Source organism: Streptomyces sp. x-19, from assembly GCF_046549115.1.
GTDB classification, from domain to species: Bacteria; Actinomycetota; Actinomycetes; order Streptomycetales; family Streptomycetaceae; genus Streptomyces; species Streptomyces albulus_C.
In genome coordinates, this window is sequence record NZ_JAJPWK010000015.1 from 50112 (window position 1) to 67071 (window position 16960).

Below are 16960 nucleotides of genomic sequence, written 5' to 3' on the forward strand. Positions count from 1 at the left end.
CTGGCCTCCCGGGGCTCCCGATGTGGTGCAGGACGTTCTACGCGGACCGCCCGGGCCTGGCACAGGCGGGGCCGCCTGCCGGTGGCGCGGATGGGCGGCGGCGCTCGGGGAAGGGTGGCACTCCAAGGGCGCGGCTGTGTTCGGGGTGGTCAGCCGGCGAACGGCACGCGTGCGGCGTCGGTGGTGGGCGTGCCGTGTGGGGGCGTCCACAGGCCCGCGGTCGCCAGTCGGGGCAGGACGCCCTCGCCGAACCAGTACGCCTCTTCCAAGTGCGGGTAGCCGGAGAGCACGAACTCCTCGATGCCCAGGGCGGCGTACTCCGTGATCCGCTCGGTGATCACCTCGTGGCCCTGGGCGGTCAGCCGTAGGTCGAGGTGGCGCAGCAGGCGGTTGGTGCGGGAGGTGGCGGAGGGGCTGCCGGAGACGGACAGGACGGTGGCCATGGGCCCTCGATTCGGGGGGGGGCGAGGCGCCGTCACCCGGCGACGGCGCCCCGCGGCGGTCAGGAGTACCAGGTGGGTTCGGGCAGCGTGCCTTCGAGGACCCAGCGGCCGACCTCGTGCCGCTTGTAGGCGACGGGGTCGTGCAGGGTGTGCGTGCGGACGTTGCGCCGGAACCGGTCCAGGCCCTCGGTGGTGGTCGTGGCGCGGGCGCCGGTGACCTCGAATATCCGGCTGGAGATCTCCAGGGCGACGTCGGTGGCGCGGGCCTTGACCGCGGCCACCCGGACTCGAATGCGCCGCGCGCCTGCTCGGTGACCGCGTCGGGGTCGTCGTGCAGGCGCTGTCCCTCGACGGCGACGGTGTCGGCGAGTGCCTCCACGGCCCACAGTTTCGCGGTGAGGTCGCTGTAGGTGTCGATGACGTGCGGCTCGTCGACGGCGCGGTCGTGGCCGCCGTGCAGCCAGGACCGGGACTTCTCGCGGGTGTAGGTGGCCGCGGTCTGCAGGGCGCCGCCCGCGATGCCGAGGTAGAAGCTGACGAAGACCAGTTGGATGGTGGGGACGTTGAGGGTGTTGTAGACACTGAACGGCGCCGCCTGACGCTTGAACGCGCGGACCGAGGGGTCAGGCCGGTGCGAAAGCTGCTCCAGGACCGTCTCGGCAGCGGCACGGGGGCCGGTCGAGGGACTGCGGCCTCGGTGCCGGTGGGAGTGTCGCCGGCGGCCTCGTACAGGCCAGGACAACAGACCACCGCCTCCCGTCCGGCATCGCCGGTCGCTGCGCTGGTGCTGCCGCGCGGCAAGCACCCTGACGGAGAACGTCTACTCGAACGCACCGACATGGTCGGCGACGAAGGTACGCAGACTGCGGGGGCTACGGCCCGTCAGGGTGGCGATGTCACCGGACAGCCACGCCGCATCTCCCTCGGCGATCAGCCCGAAGACCTGGGAGTTGGAGGCGGCGACCGGTTCGGGGAGCCCTGCCCGGACCATTGCCTCGCGGTGCTGTTCGGGCGTGACCCGGTGGTACGCGATCTCGTGGCCCAGGGCGCGGGTCAGCTCGGCGGCCACGTCGGCGTAGGTGACAAGCTCCGGACCGGTCAGCAAATAGGTGCGTCCCACATGGCCGGTGGGAGCGGCTGCCACGGCCGCCGCGGCTGCGGACACGTCGCGGGAATCGATCGCGCCGAACTGCCCGTCACCGGCGGACATCACGAACCCGCGCGTCTGCTTGATCACCGGAGCAACGAGGAACAGGTTCTGCAGGAGGAGGTTCGGCGCGAGCAGCGTGTACGCCAGTCCGCTCGCTTTGAGGTGGGTCTCGATCCGCGCGTGGTCGCGGCGGCGGTCGACGGGAGAATCCTCGGTCGCCTTGTGGTTCGTGACCTTGACGATGTGCTGCACGCCGTGACCGATGGCGCTGTCGATGGCCGCGATCTCCTGGTCAGGGGCCGAAGGGCTGATGAGCAGCAGGGTATCGACACCGGCCACTGCCGCGTCCAGCGTCTGCGGCCGGTCGAAGTCACCCACGGCGATCTCGACGCCGCTCCAACTTCCGTCCTGCGGGGCGCGCGACGCGTCCCGCACCAGGGCCCTGGCGGGAAGACCCTTGCGAGCCAGGATCCGGACCGCTTCAACGCCGATCTTGCCGGTCGCTCCGGTTACCAAAATCATGGTGTCTCCGTCGTCAGCTTCGAGGGGAGTGATCTGCTCCGCAGTGCGGCGCACTTCCCTGCATAGCCTGCACACGGCCGGTATCCATTGTGAAGTAGGCACCGTTTGGATATATAGGTACCTAATGGATACCGACTCTGACTCGAAGATCGCCTACTCGAAGGACTGCCCGTCACGCACGGTTCTGAGCGTGCTGGCGAACAAGTGGTCGCTCTACGTCCTGGGAGTGCTCGGCCAGCGCGACCGGCCCCTCCGCTTCACCGAACTACGCCGCCACATCGAGGGCGTGACCCAGAAGTCCCTCACCCAGGCACTGCGCAACCTCGAACGCGATGGCCTGGTCGGCCGCACCGCCTACCCGACCATCCCCCCACGGGTCGAATACGCCCTCACCGACCTGGGCCGCGAAGCGGAAGTACTCACCACCACCATCGCCGACTGGTCCAAGACCAACGCGGCCCGCGTGCAGGCGGCCCGGACCGTGTACGACACCGACCCGACCGACCAGCATGGCCGCAAGGACTCCCCCCGCCCCTGACGCGGCCCCACCTCCGCCACGACCCTGTCCAACCAGGGGCGGGAGGTGGTCAGGAGGGGGGCTGGACTGCAGCCCGGCAGTCGGGTCGAAAGCGTTCGAGAACGGTCACGGCGACCGCTCTCGAACGCACACGACGAGGTCGGTCCGGGCACCAAGGTGCGTTGTGCACCCTCGTCGTTACCTGTCAGATTGGCTGCCAGCAGACACGGGAGGAGGGGGTGCCGATGCTGGTCGAGTCGGTGTACCGGAGTGAGGACGTGCCGATTGCGGACAGGTTCGACGGCTGGAGCACGCTCGTTGGCCAAACGCACGCGCCGGTGGACGTGTTCAGCGACTACCGGGACGATTTCCGTGTCGTCCAACGCACGTTGAGCCTCGGTGCCGTATCGGTGTGGCCGGCGTCGTTCCAACCGGTGCTGTTTCGGCGCACCCCTCGACTCATCCGGGAGTCGGACCCCGAAGGACTGCACCTGACTCTCCCGCTCAAGGGGACGCTGCATGTCAGCAGGGAACGGGATGATGCGTCATATGCCCCGTACAGCCTGAACGTGGTCAAAACCTCTGACCCGTTCGAGATCCGCTCCATCGAAGGTTCCGATGGTCTGCACACAGGAGTAGGGCTGGAAGTACCCGCGGCGCTGCTCCCGATTCCGGGCCCTTCCTCGACCGGTTGACCGGGCTGCGATTGTCGGCCGAGGAAGGGTTTGGCGCCCTACTGGCACAGTTGCTCACTCAGTTGGCGAACGGCACCCATGCGTACCAGCCTGCCGACGGACCCCGTTTGGGGAAGGTCGTGGTGGACCTCCTGTCCGCACTGTTCGCTCACGCCCTCGACGCCGACACCCTCCTCTCCCCGGAAACCCACCAGCAGACCCTCGTCCTACGCATCCGTGCCTTCGCCCAAGGAAACCTGCATGATCCGGAACTGACGCCGGCTTCCATCGCCGCCGCGCACCACATCTCCACCAGCTACCTGCACCGCCTCTTCCGACACGAAGACGAAACGGTCGCGGCCTGGATCCGCCAGCAGCGCCTGGACCACGTCCGCCGCGACCTTGCCGACCCGGCTCTGCGCACCACCCCCCTCCACGCCATCGCCGCCCGCTGGGGCTTCCCTCGCGCTGCCGACTTCACCCGCGCCTTCCGCACCGCCTACGGCATGCCGCCCAGCGACTACCGATCCACGCTTGAGTCCGAGTAGCCGTGTGTCCGAGCCGATCGATGGCGGTTCGGGATCCTTCAAGGCGAGTTGGCGCCTGTGGTACAGGGTCGGGGCGCGGCGAACGCACCACGGCGAGCAGTGCGGGGGGCGGCGGGCCGAACGGGGCGGGTGGTCCGGTCGCGGTGGCAGGCGCGAGGGGCGTCAGGAAGTCCTCGACGGTCCTCGCGTCGAGCGACCGGCGGTGTCGGGGTGGGTGGGTGTGGCAGGACCACCCTGTTCGCGGTTCCGCCCCCTACGTTGGTCGACATGGACAAGAACCGGCTGAGTGAGTTCCTGCGGGCCCGCCGCGCGCTGGTACGCCCTGAGGACCACGGGATGCCCGCGGGGGCGCGCCGTACTCCTGGTCTGCGCCGTGAGGAGGTTGCCGTCCTCGCCGGGGTGAGTACCGACTACTACGTGCGGTTGGAACAGGGACGCGAACGCAATCCCTCGTCCCAGGTCCTGCGGTCCCTGGCGACCGCACTCCTGTTGGAGGACGAGGAAGCCGCCTACCTGCGCGCCATGGTCGATCCGCCGCGGCGCCGGCGGCCCCGGCCCGCTCGGGAGTACGCCAGCCCACAACTGGTGTCCTTGCTGGACACCTGGACGGACACCCCGGCTCTGGTCTACGGCCGGTACGTCGACCTGCTGGCGACCAACTCCCTGGGCGAGGCACTGTTCTCCTGGCTCGGCAGCGAGACCAGCCTGATCACCGCCATGTTCCTCAACCCGGCCGCCCGGGACTTCTACCGTGACTGGGCTGTCGTAGCGCAAGGTTGCGTGGCCGCACTGCGGGCCGCCAACCCCGCCCCGGACGATCAGCGACTGCGGGAACTGGTCGGCGAACTGTCAGTGCACAGCCCCGACTTCGCCCGTATGTGGGCACTCCACGAGGTACGGGCCAAGACGGCCTCGGCCAAGCGATTCCGGCATCCACTGGTCGGCGACCTCACCGTGGACTTCGAGACCTTCTCCGTCAACAGTGCCCCCGGCCAGCACCTGGTGGTCTACCGGGCCGAACCCGGCAGCCCCGCCGAACAGTCGCTGGCCCTGCTGGGCAGCCTCGCCCTCACCGATCTCCACGACATTCAAGATGAAGGACACCTCCTGCATGAACTCCCCTGACTCACCCGTGTGGTTCATCACCGGCTGCTCCTCCGGCCTGGGCCGGGCACTCGCCCGCACCGTGTTGGAACACGGGTGGCGTGCCGTGGTCACCGCCCGGGATGCCGGCAAGCTCGCCGACCTGGTCGCCGGGCACGAGGAACGCGCCCTCGCCCTGACACTGGACGTCACCGACGCCGACCAGATCGCGAAGGCGGTCGCCCAGGCACAGGCAGTCTTCGGACGGATCGACGTACTGGTCAACAACGCCGGCTACGGGTACCTCGCGGCCGTCGAGGAGGGCGAGGACGACGAGGTTCGCGCCTTGTTCGACGCCAACGTCTTCGGCCTGGTCAACACCACCAAGGCAGTCCTGCCCGGCATGCGAGCCCGGCGGTCCGGCCACATCGTGAACATCTCCTCCCTCGGCGGCCTCGTCGGTTTCGGCGCCACCGGCTACTACCACGCCACCAAATTCGCCGTGGAGGGACTCTCCGAGTCCCTCGCCGCCGAGGTCGCCCCGCTGGGCATCAACGTGACGGTCGTCGAACCCGCCGCATTCCGCACCAACTGGTCCGGCCCCTCCATGCGCCAGTCCGCCACAACCATCGACGACTACGCCCCCACCGCAGGCACCCGACGCGCCAGCACCCTGGCCACCTACGGCCAGCAGCCCGGCGATCCGGCACGCGCCGCCCAGGCCGTCATCGACGCCGTCTCGGCCGAAAAGCCCCCGCTACGACTGCTACTGGGCAAAGCCGCATACGACGACGCCACCGCCAAGCTCGACTCCCTCAAAACCGCCTTCGACGACTGGCGGGAGGTGACGCTCAACGCCGACTTCCCCACAGAGCGCACCGCGAGCTGACCACGCACCTCTCCCACCTCCAGGGCTGGCGGCGCCGCCCTGGGAGGCGCTGCTGAGCCCCGAGGCCCCAAGGTGCTCCGTGTGGTGTTCCGACTCCATCGCATCCGGCCACTGAGCCCGCGCAGGAAACCGTTTGGCGGAGCACGGCTACCGCTGCTACGTTTCCGGAGGCCGTGCGAGAGAACAAGGAGGTGGTACCCGTGAACGCAGTATCGACATGGGTGCTCCCCTCCGGGATCACGGTCGGACGGTAGGTCGTCCGGGAGCGCCGTTCAAGAGCCCTCCCGAAAGGCACGACCATGCACTTCACTTCCGAACGACGCCTCGACGACGGCGTCGTCGAGCGCGAATTCACCCTCGGCGAGATCCCCGGCACCCTGTGGACGCCTGAGTCCGCCGCATCGGCGCCGCTGATCCTGATGGCCCACAACAACGGCCTGCCCAAGGGGGAACCCCGGCTGGTGGCCCGGGCCCGGCACACCGCGGCGTCCGGCTACGCGGTGGCCACCATCGACGCCGCCGGGTGCGGTGACCGACCCCGTTCCGCCACCGACCAGCAGGCTCGCGCCGACCTCCACCGGGCGATGCAGGCCGGCGAGCCGGTCGACGAGATCTTCGAGTCCTTCATCGGCCCGCTGGTCGAAAAGGCGACCCCGGAATGGCGGACCACCCTGGACGCCCTCCTTGCACTGCCCGGGATCGGCGGCCCGGTCGGGTACTCGGGGTGGACCGCCCTCGGCATCCGGCTGGCGGTGACCGAGCCCCGCATCGCGGCCGCCGGATTCTTCGCCGGCGGCTACGTGCCCCGCGCCCAGCGCGAGGAGGCCCGGCAGGTCACCGTTCCGCTGCTGTTCCTAGTGCAGTGGGACGACGAAGGGAACCCACGGCAGCGGGCCCTGGACCTGTTCGACGCCTTCGGCACCAAGGAGAAGACGCTGCACGCCAACATGGGCGGGCACGTCGGCACCCCGTGGTTCGAGCTGGAGGACGGGGGCCGGTTCTACGACCGGCACCTGAAGTAGGACCGGGTCGCCAGGCCGACGGCAGACGGTAGGTGCTGACGGCCGGAATGCTGCTCGTCGAGGGCAGCTTCCGGCCCTCCTCGGCTCTGTCCCCACCGCGGGCCCTGCCAATTCGGCGGGGCCCGCGGTACCCGACGCCATGAACTGTTGGTTCCCGCCGAGGCTTCGAGCGCTTGCCAAGCTCGTGTACCGGTGCTGTCGGTCCTGCCGCCCCGCGCGGGCGCTGGCGCGTAGCCGCGCGAGCAGTTCGGCCGGAACCCCGGGTGCTGTTCAGCGTTGACTGATTCCGGTGATGCGGCCGCGGGCCAGGACTGGTGCGTCGAGGGAGGCCAGGAGGCGGCGGGGGCGGGTCTTGGTGAGGGCGTCGCGGTCCGGGCGGTCCAGCAGGCTCGTGCCCAGCGCGTAGAGCTCGAAGACGTAGCGGTGGGGTCCGTGGCCCTTGAGCGGCTCGGGTCCGTAGTAGCCGCGGCTGATGAACGAGCGCAAGAGCGTCACGCCCGGCGCTGGGGTTTTCTTGCCGAGGGCGCCGGGCGGCAGTTCGTGTGGGCTCGGCAGGCGCGTCTCGTCGATGAGGGCGAGGCAGTGAACGGCGGGGTTCGCCCCGAGGGGGACGTCGACGTCCTCGACCACGAGCAGGAGCTCGGACGTCCCGGTGGGCGGTGCGCTCCAGGTCAGGTGGGGGGAGATGTTCTGGCCGCCGACGCGGGTGCCGCTGTGCTTCAGGGGCAGGGTGCCGTCGTCGGAGAAGTCCCGGCTGATGATCGTGAGGGTCTGCGGGCCGAACAGGTTGGCCTGGTTCCAGGCGTGGTTGCGTTCGTCGGGGCGGCGGTTGCGCAAGAGGGTGCCGAGTACGGCCATGGGTCCTTCTCTTTCCTTGGTGTGGGGGCCGGTCAGGGTCGCTCGGCGGCGGTTGCGGGGTCCGCTGCTGAGTTCAGCGTGGTGAAGATGCGGGCGAGCGCGGCGAGGTCGTCGGCATCGAGCTCGGTGAAGGCGCGGGGCGGCTCGGTGAGGAGGCGCTCGGCGGCTGCGGCGGTCTGCCGGCCGAGGTCGGTGAGGTGGACGACTTTGCGACGCTTGTCGTCGGGGTGGCTCTCGCGGCGCACCAGGCCCCGCCGCTCCAGCCGATCGACCGCGACGGTGGCCGCGGAGGGGTCTACCGCGGCGGCTTGGGCGATCTCGCGCATCGTCATCGGGGCTCGCATGAGGTTGATCAACTGCTCTGCGTGCCCCGGGCCGAGGTCCAGCTCCCTGCGCAGCGCGCGGCGTCGGTCCTGGCCGGTGATGAACGCGTGGACGGCGGCCCATGCCTGTGCGGACGAGGCACCGTTCGAGTGCGAGTCGGGGGTCAGGGCGTCCTCCAGTGGCCGGGAGGCCCCTGGAGAGCCTCAGAAAGATTGTTGCATATCAACTATTTCTTAGGCGTGGCGGCCTCGGCGTGGGAGTCTCGCTGTTCGGATCACCACCACCATCTGCCGGCTGACAACTGTCTGGGCGAGAGCGGAGTGACATGCCACAGTGAGCGCCCATGACGGCGGATGTGACGATCTCAGTGGCAGGCGAGGCGGAAGGACTGGCGACGGATGCGCTGCGCTGGCTCCTCCGAAACGCGCGGGAGAGCGGAGCCGACGGACTGGCCTGGGCTGCCGCACCGTCCGACCGGGAAACCTCCCCGACGTTCTACAGCGGCACGGCAGGCGTCATTGCCGCTCTCCTGGAAGCATGGCGGCACTTCGGCGACGACCGGTACGCCGATGCCGCCGTGCGCGCTGCCCGCAGCGTGTCCGCCGGCGTCGACGGCCATGAAAACAACTCCCTGTACTTCGGCCTGACCGGCATGGCGCTCGTCCTACGGGCGGTCCACGACGAACTCGGCGCTCCGCCGGCCGGCGCCGCCGCGTGTCGGGCCCTGGACCAGGTGCGCGCACGTTTCGATGGCACACGCTGGGGCGACTGGTTCGACCTGATGGTCGGCAACGCCGGAATAGCCCTGGGTGCTCTGTCATTGGGTGATGCGGATCTCGCGATACGCGCGATGGAGCCCTACCTGCGCGCTGCCGAGCAGACCGCGGCAGGCGTTCACTGGGAGTCGGAACGAGGCCGGACGTCGCGTCTGCACCACATCGCGCACGGCACGCTCGGCATCGTCTACGGACTGGCCCGCGTTGGGCGGGCCACCGGTCGGACGGATCTGGTCGACCTGGCGCGGGCGGGTGCCGCGGACGTCGTGACACGCAACGAAGCCGGCTCGACCGCCTTCCTCGTTCCTCACTCCGACCCACAAGACCATCCGGACCTCACCGCGCGCTACAGCTACGGCTGGTGCCACGGCCCGACCGGCGACGCGCACGTGTTCCGGCTGCTTCGCAGCGTCCTCGACGAACCCACGTGGCAAACCCACGTCGACAACTGCTGGCACACCGTGACCCGGTCCGGACTGCCACGCCGGCTGCGGCCTGGCTTCTGGGACAACAACGGACGGTGCTGCGGCACGGCTGGCGTGCTGGCGCTGGCCTGCGACCGCATCGCCGAACAGGAGGACCGCCCCGACTTCGCACGGCTCCTCGTCACCGATCTCCTCGCCCGCGCGACCCGCGACCAGGACGGAGCCCGATGGTCCAACGTCGAGCACCGAGCCACTCCAAGCGCCCTCGAACCCCGGACCGGCTGGGCATCGGGCAACGCCGGGATCGTTCGCGAACTGCTGCGCTGTGTGCGTGTCTGGCGCGGGGCCGACCCGACGTATGCAGTCACCTGGCCGGACCAGCCGCCGCCGGCACGGCGGTAACGCCACGCATCCTTCCTGGCCCGAGGCTCGGCACGGTCGACGGTGCGCTGAACTGGGGGGCCGGACCTGCGGTGGTCTGTTCTGTAGGGCCCGGTGTGAGGCCCTGAGCGGCCCAGCGCCTGGCGCGCCGACAACGACGGTACCGCCGACGACGACGGTACCGCCGATGGCTGCGGTACCACCGATGGCTGTGGCACTACGGAGGTGGGCAGCCTCGTACGATTGCGGTCGCACGAGACTGCCCGGGCGTTCCAGTTGAGAGTTGCGCCTCAGCGGAAAGCGGCGATGTTGCGGGCGACCCAGTCGTTGAAGGGGCGCGGGGCGCGGCCGAGGACGCGTTCCACGTCCGGGCTGATGCGGAGTTCGGCCGGGTTCGGGGCGGAGATGATGTCCAGGGTGTCGTCGGCGAGTTCCACCGGCACGAACTGGGTCATCGTGGCCTTGGCCTCGTCGCGGGTGAGTTCGTGGAACCGCACGGGCGAGCCGAGCGCGGCGGCGATCACCTCGGCCTGCTGACGCGGCGTGATGACCTCCGGCCCGGTCAGCTCGTACACCCCACCGGTGTGCCGGTCGTCCAGCAGGCAGGCCGCCGCGACTTCGGCGATGTCCGCCGGGTCGATGACGGGCACCCCTACGTCGCCGAAGGGTGCGGCGACCGTCGCTTGCGTGCGGACGGACTCCGCCCAGGCGAAGGCGTTGGATGCGAAGCCGCCCGGTCGTACGACGGCCCAGTCCAGGCCGGACCCGCGCAACGCGTCCTCCACCGCGCGCATCGCGACGCGCGACGGGCCGAGCGGCCGGGTCGCCACGCCCTGCGAAGACAGCAGGACGACCCGGCGGACCCCACTGGCCGCGGCCAGGTCGATGATGTCGGTCGGCCTTGCTTCGGGGGCGTGCAGATCGCCGGACAGCAGGAGGAACAGCGCCTTCGCCCCGTCCAACGCGGGGGTGAGGCTTGTCGGCTCGGACAAGTCGGCCGCCACGTGCCGGACTCCGTCAGGCATCGCCACCGCGTGCCGCGACACCGCCGTCACCTGCTCCCCCGCCTCGGCCAGGGCCTGCGTCAGAGGTCGGCCCACATTCCCGGTAGCCCCGGTCACCACAATCATGTCCAGCTCCTAGTTCGTTGTGCACTGCGGGAATTGACGCTAGGAGCCCGGCTTACTTTTCGTAAGAACATACCTAGAGGTAAGCTCCAGACATGAGGGAAGGTGCGCAGCTGACGCAGGTCGAGGCGGGCAAGCGGTATGAGGTGTTTCACACTGACTGCCCCGCGCGCGACATGGTCGACCACGTCACCAGCAGGTGGGGCATCTGGGTGCTGATCTCCTTGCGGAGCAACGACCTTCGGTTCTACGAGCTGCGCGACAGCATCCAGGGTGTCAGCGAGAAGATGCTCGCGCAGACCCTGCGTGCACTGGTCCAGGACGGCCTGGTCTGGCGGGAGGTGGAGCCGACGACGCCACCCCAGGTCACCTACGGGCTGTCCGGGTTCGGTCGGGAAGTCAGCGAACCGCTGACGGACTTGTTCGACCGGATCACCCAGCGGCTGCCGCCGCGCAGCCAGGCATAGTGCGGTGGCGGTCGGCCAGGCCGGCCCACCGCTCCGTCGACCTCGTCAACCAGTGGGTGGCGTATCAGAACGGCCGTTCGCGCACTGGCTACTGCTGCTCCCACTGCTCCTTGGTGATCTCGTACCGTACGCCTCCGTGCTCGGCGCCCTCGATCATCTCCATGTCGGAGGGAGTGGGGATGGCATGCGCGAGCGTCATGTCGAGCTTCTCCATGATGTTGCGCGAACCGTGGTTCACCGTCATCGTCTCAGCCCAGACCATGCGCACACCGAGCTCCGTGAATGCCTTGCCCAGCAAGGCCCGCGAGCCCTCGGTGGCATATCCCCTGCCCCAGGCCGCCTGCCTCAGCCGGTAGCCGAGTTCGACCTCGTCCAGCGGGCCGTTCGACTCGGGGCGCAGGATGAACCAGCCGATGAACGCGCCGCCGTCCTTCTCGTGCGCGGCGAACAGTCCGAGGTCGCCGCCCCACTTCTCGTAGCCGGCGAGGATGTTCGGCAGTTGGCGCTCACGGACGAGCTCCGGTGCGGTCGGACGGCCGCCGGTCAGGTAGCGCATCACCGCCGGGTCGCTGTCCAGCTCGATCAGCAGGTCCGCGTCATCGGCGGTGAAGCGGCGCAGGGCCAGGCGCTCGGTCTCAAGGTAGGTGTCCATGCCTCGATCATGCCCGAAGCGAGTCGGGTCCCACTCCTGCGCGCCCCACAGCCCTGGACGGCTCGGAGCGAACACCTCTCGCGGGACGGCGGATTCCGTCAACCGGTCGCAGCTGAGAGGGACTTCGACCCACGTCCGGCCGAACAAGACCCTGGCAGAGCCACGTTGGCCGATACAACGAACCCGCGGTGAACCGCGCGGCCGTGGACGGTGGTCGTGCCCCGCCCGCGGCCGCGCTACTGGCTCAGCGGACCTGCACCGTCACCACCTCAGAGGCGTGCAGGCGCACCGGGTGCTGGTCGTGCGTGCTGGTCAGGCCGTAGAGCACGGCACGGAATTGCAGGTCGCCGCGGCGCGCGGCAGTGCCACGTGCGGTGACCTTCGCGTCGCCCTTGACGGCGGCGCTGCAGTTTTCCTGGTGCCATCCCTCGCCGAAGCCGTTCTCTTCCAGGCACAGCTGATGCAGGTAGCCGGCGCTGTCGTCGTCGCCGTGCGCGCTGACCGTGATGGTCTTGCCGACCTTCGCCGTGTGCGGCGCCGTGATGTCCACATTGCCCTTGGCGAACGCCGGCCCGGCGGCCAGCGTCACCGCGGCCAGACCCAGTGCACCGACCATGGCCGCCCGGCCACCGCGCGCCCTCATCCCGGTCTTCTTCGTCCTGGTCATGGACTTCCCCTCCCATGGATCTCCCCGAGACCCATCCGTTCGTCAAAGCGCCTCGTGCGCTTCGCTGATCATCCAGACGGGCCGTTCACCTCGCTCGTTGCGCCCCGCCCCTGCCCGTTACAAATCCACGACAAAACGCGCCGCCGACGCTTGATCAGACCGGCAGCCGCCACATCTCGTTGGAGTCCAGTCCCGGCGCGTTCGCGTCGTCGCAGCGGAGGTGGGGCGGCGACCTTGGACGGCGTCCACCTGCACGGCGGCGTTCCGTGCGATCGTCTGGTCGACTGGCGTCGACGTGACCCGGTGAGCCGGTGGTGAGCTTCCGGTGAGGGCTGGCGGCGACTGTGGGGGCATCGCCGGATCCGCCGCGGACCGGCCATCGAACAGGGAGCGACGATGAACGTTCTGACTGGCAAGACGGCGCTGGTGACCGGCGGCTCGCGGGGAATCGGCCGGGCGGTCGCGTTGCGGCTGGCGGCAGAGGGCGCGCTGGTCGCCGTCCACTACGGCGGCAACGACCAGGCGGCCGAGGAAGTCGTGGGGCGGATCGAGGAGGCGGGCGGCCGGGCGTTCGCGATCCGGGCCCGGTTCGGCGAGGACGGCGCGGTGGACCGGCTGTTCGAGGAGCTGACCGTGGGGCTGGCGGGGGCCGGGCTGGACGTCCTGGTCAACAATGCGGGCATCAGCTCGGGCAACCCGATCTCGCGGGTCACCGAGGAGGAGTTCGGCAGGTTGATGGGCATCAACGTCGCCGCCCCGTTCTTCGTGATCCAACGCGCGATGGCGCTGCTCAACGACGGCGGACGCATCATCAACATGGGCTCCACGGCCAGCCGGTTCGCGGTCTCCACCCAGATCGCCTACACGATCAGCAAGGCGGCACTGGAGTCGATGGCGCCGTCGCTGGCCAACGAGCTCGGCCGGCGCGGCATCACGGTGAACACGGTCGCGCCGGGCGCCGTGCGGACCGACATGATCGCCGGCTACACCTCCGTCCCCGAGGTGGTGGCCGGGCTGGAATCGATCACCGCGCTGGGGCGGTTGGGCGAGCCCGAGGATGTCGCGGACGTCGTCGCGTTCCTGGCCGGCCCGCAGGGCCGCTGGGTGACCGGTCATACCGTCGACGTCTCGGGCGGAACCTTCCTGGGCCCCCTTGCCCCATGAGCCTGTGCGCGCATGAATAATCGCGCGCATGCAGTTCGGAATCCTCGGCGAGACCCGAGCGCGGCACGGCGACGGTGGCGAGGTCCCGTTGGGCGGACCGGCCCGGCGGGCGCTGCTGGCCCTGCTGCTGGTGCGCCCCGGAGAGGTCGTCCCGACGCACCGGTTGGCTGACGAGATGGACCCCACCGGGGCGCTCTCGGCGCATGCGCTGCAGTCCCAGGTGTCCAGGCTCCGTTCCGCGCTGGGCGCCGGGGCGGCGATCGAACGGGCCGGCGCCGGGTATCGGATCGTGGTCGATCCGGACGACGTGGACGCCTCACGGTTCGAGCGCCTGGCCGGCGCGGGACGGGCGGCGCTGGCCGACGGCGACGCCGGGCGGGCGCTCGTACTGCTGGGCGAGGCGCTGGAGTTGTGGCGTGGACCGGCGCTGGCCGACCTGCCCGAGAGCGAGACGGCCCGGGCCGCCGCCGTGCGGTTGGAAGAGCGCCGGCTCGGGGCGCTGGAAGACCGCATCGAAGCGGGGCTGCGGCTCGACGGGCACCGGACGCTCGTGCCTGAGCTGCGCGAGTTGGTCGGCCGCCATCCACTCCGGGAGCGGCTGGCGGGGCTGCTGATGCGGGCGCTGTTCGCCGAGGGCGGGCAGGCCGAGGCGCTGGTGGTGTTCGAGGAGACCCGGCGACGCCTGGCCGACGAGCTGGGCGCCGATCCTTCGCCCGAACTGACGGCGCTGCACGGGGAGTTGCTGCGCACCGATCCGACGCCGTCGCCCGCCGCTCCGCCCGCCCAGCTGACGGGCTTCGTGGGGCGCGCGAACGAGGTGACCGAGGTGGCCGAACTGCTGAAGGCGGTCCGGCTGGTCACCCTCCTCGGGCCCGGCGGCGTCGGCAAGACCCGGCTGGCGGTCGAGGTCGCGGGTACCGGGGGCATCGAGGGCCAGCTGTGCTTTGTGGAGCTGGCCCCGCTGCGGGACGGCGCCGGCCTGCCGCACGCCCTGCTGGGCGCGCTCGGCCTGCGTGGGAACGGGCTCCAGATGGGCGGTGACGCGAAGACGCCGGTCGATCGTCTGGTCGCGGCGCTGTCCGACCGAGCGCTGCTGCTCGTCCTGGACAACTGCGAGCACCTCGTCGACGAGGTCGCCGGCCTGGCGGCGCGGCTGCTGACGACCTGCCCGCGGCTGCGCGTGCTGGCAACGAGCCGGGAGCCGCTCGGCATCACCGGCGAGCACCTCTACCCCGTGCGGCCGCTCGACGGGGACGCGGCCGTGCAACTGTTCACCGAGCGGGCCGGTGCCGTGCGGCGCGGCTTCACCGCCGACCCCGAGGTCGTGCGGAGGATCTGCGCGGCGCTCGACGACCTGCCGCTGGCCATCGAGCTGGCGGCGGCGCGGTCTCGCACCCTGGACATCGACGACGTGGCGGGCCGGCTGGACGACCTGCTCGCCGTCGGCGCCCGCGGAAGCCGCACGGCGGACGCGCGGCACCGCACGCTGCGCTCGGTGGTCGCGTGGAGCTGGGACCTGCTCTCCGAGCCCGAGCAGCGGGCCGCGCGCAGGTTCACGGTCTTCGCCGGGGGCGCGACGGCCCGCTCCGCGCTTCGGGTGTGCGGCACCGACGGTGAGACGCTGGAGGCGCTGGCCGACAAGTCGCTGCTGGAGGTCGCGGGCGTCCGCTATCGGATGTTGGAGACGATCCGCGCCTACGGTGCCGAACGGCTCGACGAGGCCGGCGAAGGCACCGCCGTGCGGCGCGCCCACGCCCAGCGCCTGCTGGAGCTCGTACGGACGGCCGACCCGCATCTGCGGCGGGCCGAGCAGTTGGAGTGGCTGCCCGTGGTCGCCGCCGAGCACGGTGACCTCCTGGCGGCGCTGCGCTGGGCAGTTGAGGAGACGGCCCTCGAACTGCTCGCCGCGGCGTTCACCTACCTGTGGGTCCGGGGCGCGTCCGCGTCGGTCGCTCCCCTGGCGATCGCACTGCTCGCATCGGTGGGCGAGACGGCCCCCGACGGGCTCGGCGAGGAGTACGCGACGTGCGTGCTGCTCGCCGGCGCGGCTTCGGCGACGGGCGAAGCCGGGAGGCAGGTATGGCTGCGGCACCGGACGGCGGCCGGCGAGGCGCTGGCGGCCGCGTGGCCCGGCGACCGGTCGGGCCGCTACCCGGTCGTCCTGCTGCTGTGGATGCTGCGGAACGCGGGCGGACCGGACCCGCAGGGTGCGTTCGCGCTCGTGTCGTCCCAGCGCGAGTGTCCCGAGCCGTGGGCCCGGGCCGCCGCCCACTACGTGTCGGGATTCGGGCACCTCGGCCAGCGGGAGGCCGCGACGGCCGAGGACGCCTTCGAACAGGCACTGGAGGGCTTCCGTTCGCTCGGGGACCGTTGGGGAATCGCGCTGGCCTTGGACGCGCTGGCCGGCGTCGCCGGCGCGCGCGGCGAACGGACACGGGAGGCCGCACTGACCGACGAGGCCCTGGAGCTCACCGAACGGCTCGGCGCCCTGGAGGACAGTGCCGACCTACTGGTCAACCGGGGCGATCACCTCGCCCGCGACGACGCGGCCGAAGCCCGTACCGCCTACGCGAAGGCTGCCGCGCTCGCCCGCCGCGCCGGCAACTCCACCTACCTGGCGGCCGCGCTGCGCGGGCTGGGCGACGTCGCCCTGGAGGAGGGCGACCTGGCAGAAGCGGAACGGCTCTACAGCGAGGCGCTGGAACGGATCGATCCGCACTGGATCAAGAGTCTTGGGCCCCGGGTGCGCACGCTCATCGGCCTCGGCCACGTCTCCGTGGCCCGGAGCCACCACGCGGCAGCGCGCGAGTACTACCGGCAGGCCGCCGAGGTCGCCGCCGCGGTCGGAGCGCGCGTCCCGGAGGTGCTGCACATGCTGGGATTGTCCGGGAAGGCCGTGGAGTCCGTCCTCGGAGCCGCGGCCACGGACCGGTGAACGCGCGGTGCGTGCTCCCGTAGAAGAGAGAAGAACCGCAGTCGCACGGTCGCGGAACTTCAGGCGGTCGCTGACGGGTACCGCGAGGATCCGCCCGACCTCGACCGGCGACGCGATGGTGCGGTCCGGGCACTCACCCTCGGCCTGGCTGGCACGAACCGGCTGGCCCCCGGCCGCGGGTAGGACAGTCGGCAACCAGCGACATGGTGGACCGACGGCGGCCGACGGCCGACGGCTTACCATCAACTACCCTGATGGACCTGGTTGGCGGCTATGGACCTGGTTGGCGGCTACGAACGGCAAGCCGACAGGCAGTGGTCTTCCCCCCGCTTGGTC

Annotated in this window: 14 protein-coding genes and 3 pseudogenes; 9 read left to right on the top strand and 8 right to left on the bottom strand. The window is 70.6% G+C overall.

Annotated elements, in window-relative coordinates; translation table 11 throughout:
- Positions 1 to 149 precede the first annotated feature (149 nt).
- The 3 genes and pseudogenes from ACLJT4_RS28070 to ACLJT4_RS28080 all read right to left on the bottom strand — a co-directional run.
- A pseudogene (locus ACLJT4_RS28070) lies at positions 150 to 347 on the bottom strand (alkanesulfonate monooxygenase); the annotation flags it as partial.
- Between the two features lie 155 nt (positions 348 to 502).
- Positions 503 to 1020, bottom strand: a pseudogene (locus tag ACLJT4_RS28075) (acyl-CoA dehydrogenase family protein); the annotation flags it as partial.
- Positions 1021 to 1263: 243 nt separating this feature from the next.
- Entirely contained in the window at positions 1264 to 2115 is an 852-nt protein-coding gene (locus tag ACLJT4_RS28080) for an SDR family oxidoreductase (RefSeq protein ID WP_411126352.1), read from the bottom strand.
- 124 nt (positions 2116 to 2239) lie between these two features.
- On the opposite strand from ACLJT4_RS28080, the gene ACLJT4_RS28085 reads away from it, so the two are divergent.
- The 5 genes and pseudogenes from ACLJT4_RS28085 to ACLJT4_RS28105 all read left to right on the top strand — a co-directional run bounded on the left by ACLJT4_RS28085 (position 2240) and on the right by ACLJT4_RS28105 (position 6848).
- Positions 2240 to 2653, top strand: a complete 414-nt coding sequence (locus ACLJT4_RS28085) for a winged helix-turn-helix transcriptional regulator (RefSeq protein ID WP_411126354.1) — start codon at positions 2240 to 2242, stop codon at positions 2651 to 2653.
- Positions 2654 to 2877: 224 nt separating this feature from the next.
- Positions 2878 to 3854: pseudogene (locus tag ACLJT4_RS28090) on the top strand (AraC family transcriptional regulator).
- A 267-nt stretch (positions 3855 to 4121) separates the two neighbouring features.
- The gene (locus tag ACLJT4_RS28095) at positions 4122 to 4979 is read left to right on the top strand and encodes a helix-turn-helix domain-containing protein (protein WP_411126356.1); all 858 of its coding nucleotides are present in this window, start codon (positions 4122 to 4124) and stop codon (positions 4977 to 4979) included.
- The gene (locus tag ACLJT4_RS28100) at positions 4966 to 5826 is read left to right on the top strand and encodes an oxidoreductase (RefSeq protein WP_411126358.1); all 861 of its coding nucleotides are present in this window, start codon (positions 4966 to 4968) and stop codon (positions 5824 to 5826) included. The genes ACLJT4_RS28095 and ACLJT4_RS28100 overlap by 14 nt, the downstream gene beginning before the upstream one ends.
- Positions 5827 to 6125: 299 nt before the next feature.
- On the top strand, positions 6126 to 6848 hold the full coding sequence (locus ACLJT4_RS28105) for a dienelactone hydrolase family protein (protein ID WP_411126360.1): 723 nt from the start codon (positions 6126 to 6128) through the stop codon (positions 6846 to 6848).
- Between the two features lie 270 nt (positions 6849 to 7118).
- Here the strand turns inward: ACLJT4_RS28105 and ACLJT4_RS28110 are convergent, their stop codons facing one another.
- Positions 7119 to 7706, bottom strand: coding sequence for a YbhB/YbcL family Raf kinase inhibitor-like protein (locus ACLJT4_RS28110; RefSeq protein WP_411126362.1), 588 nt, complete (start codon positions 7704 to 7706; stop codon positions 7119 to 7121).
- 32 nt (positions 7707 to 7738) lie between these two features.
- A complete protein-coding gene (locus ACLJT4_RS28115; RefSeq protein WP_411126585.1) occupies positions 7739 to 8209 on the bottom strand; it encodes a MarR family transcriptional regulator in 471 nt (156 codons plus the stop codon).
- Positions 8210 to 8373: 164 nt separating this feature from the next.
- Between ACLJT4_RS28115 and ACLJT4_RS28120 the strand changes: the two genes are divergently transcribed.
- Entirely contained in the window at positions 8374 to 9633 is a 1260-nt protein-coding gene (locus ACLJT4_RS28120) for a lanthionine synthetase LanC family protein (RefSeq protein ID WP_411126364.1), read from the top strand.
- A 269-nt stretch (positions 9634 to 9902) separates the two neighbouring features.
- On the opposite strand, the gene ACLJT4_RS28125 is transcribed toward ACLJT4_RS28120, so the two are convergent.
- A complete protein-coding gene (locus tag ACLJT4_RS28125; protein ID WP_411126366.1) occupies positions 9903 to 10742 on the bottom strand; it encodes an SDR family oxidoreductase in 840 nt (279 codons plus the stop codon).
- Positions 10743 to 10834: 92 nt separating this feature from the next.
- Here ACLJT4_RS28125 and ACLJT4_RS28130 point away from each other — a divergent pair, with 92 nt between their 5' ends.
- Positions 10835 to 11206 carry a winged helix-turn-helix transcriptional regulator gene (locus tag ACLJT4_RS28130; RefSeq protein WP_411126369.1) on the top strand — a complete coding sequence of 124 codons (372 nt, stop codon included), beginning with the start codon at positions 10835 to 10837 and terminating at the stop codon, positions 11204 to 11206.
- Between the two features lie 88 nt (positions 11207 to 11294).
- On the opposite strand, the gene ACLJT4_RS28135 is transcribed toward ACLJT4_RS28130, so the two are convergent.
- Complete coding sequence (locus ACLJT4_RS28135; protein WP_411126371.1) at positions 11295 to 11858, bottom strand: GNAT family N-acetyltransferase; 564 nt, start codon at positions 11856 to 11858, stop codon at positions 11295 to 11297.
- A 244-nt stretch (positions 11859 to 12102) separates the two neighbouring features.
- A complete protein-coding gene (locus ACLJT4_RS28140) occupies positions 12103 to 12525 on the bottom strand; it encodes a hypothetical protein (protein WP_411126373.1) in 423 nt (140 codons plus the stop codon).
- A gap of 396 nt (positions 12526 to 12921) precedes the next feature.
- Between ACLJT4_RS28140 and ACLJT4_RS28145 the strand changes: the two genes are divergently transcribed.
- Complete coding sequence (locus ACLJT4_RS28145; RefSeq protein ID WP_411126375.1) at positions 12922 to 13689, top strand: SDR family oxidoreductase; 768 nt, start codon at positions 12922 to 12924, stop codon at positions 13687 to 13689.
- 28 nt (positions 13690 to 13717) lie between these two features.
- Complete coding sequence (locus tag ACLJT4_RS28150) at positions 13718 to 16624, top strand: BTAD domain-containing putative transcriptional regulator (protein ID WP_411126377.1); 2907 nt, start codon at positions 13718 to 13720, stop codon at positions 16622 to 16624.
- Positions 16625 to 16960 lie beyond the last annotated feature (336 nt).

Bases quoted from the DNA above. Each gene is read 5' to 3' on its own strand.
- ACLJT4_RS28125 (WP_411126366.1), bottom strand. From the start codon at position 10,742: ATGATTGTGGTGACCGGGGCTACCGGGAATGTGGGCCGACCTCTGACG.
- ACLJT4_RS28150 (WP_411126377.1), top strand. From the start codon at position 13,718: ATGCAGTTCGGAATCCTCGGCGAGACCCGAGCGCGGCACGGCGACGGT.
- ACLJT4_RS28095 (WP_411126356.1), top strand. From the start codon at position 4,122: ATGGACAAGAACCGGCTGAGTGAGTTCCTGCGGGCCCGCCGCGCGCTG.
- ACLJT4_RS28080 (WP_411126352.1), bottom strand. From the start codon at position 2,115: ATGATTTTGGTAACCGGAGCGACCGGCAAGATCGGCGTTGAAGCGGTC.
- ACLJT4_RS28120 (WP_411126364.1), top strand. From the start codon at position 8,374: ATGACGGCGGATGTGACGATCTCAGTGGCAGGCGAGGCGGAAGGACTG.
- ACLJT4_RS28085 (WP_411126354.1), top strand. From the start codon at position 2,240: ATGGATACCGACTCTGACTCGAAGATCGCCTACTCGAAGGACTGCCCG.
- ACLJT4_RS28140 (WP_411126373.1), bottom strand. From the start codon at position 12,525: ATGACCAGGACGAAGAAGACCGGGATGAGGGCGCGCGGTGGCCGGGCG.
- ACLJT4_RS28105 (WP_411126360.1), top strand. From the start codon at position 6,126: ATGCACTTCACTTCCGAACGACGCCTCGACGACGGCGTCGTCGAGCGC.
- ACLJT4_RS28110 (WP_411126362.1), bottom strand. From the start codon at position 7,706: ATGGCCGTACTCGGCACCCTCTTGCGCAACCGCCGCCCCGACGAACGC.
- ACLJT4_RS28130 (WP_411126369.1), top strand. From the start codon at position 10,835: ATGAGGGAAGGTGCGCAGCTGACGCAGGTCGAGGCGGGCAAGCGGTAT.
- ACLJT4_RS28135 (WP_411126371.1), bottom strand. From the start codon at position 11,858: ATGGACACCTACCTTGAGACCGAGCGCCTGGCCCTGCGCCGCTTCACC.
- ACLJT4_RS28100 (WP_411126358.1), top strand. From the start codon at position 4,966: ATGAACTCCCCTGACTCACCCGTGTGGTTCATCACCGGCTGCTCCTCC.
- ACLJT4_RS28145 (WP_411126375.1), top strand. From the start codon at position 12,922: ATGAACGTTCTGACTGGCAAGACGGCGCTGGTGACCGGCGGCTCGCGG.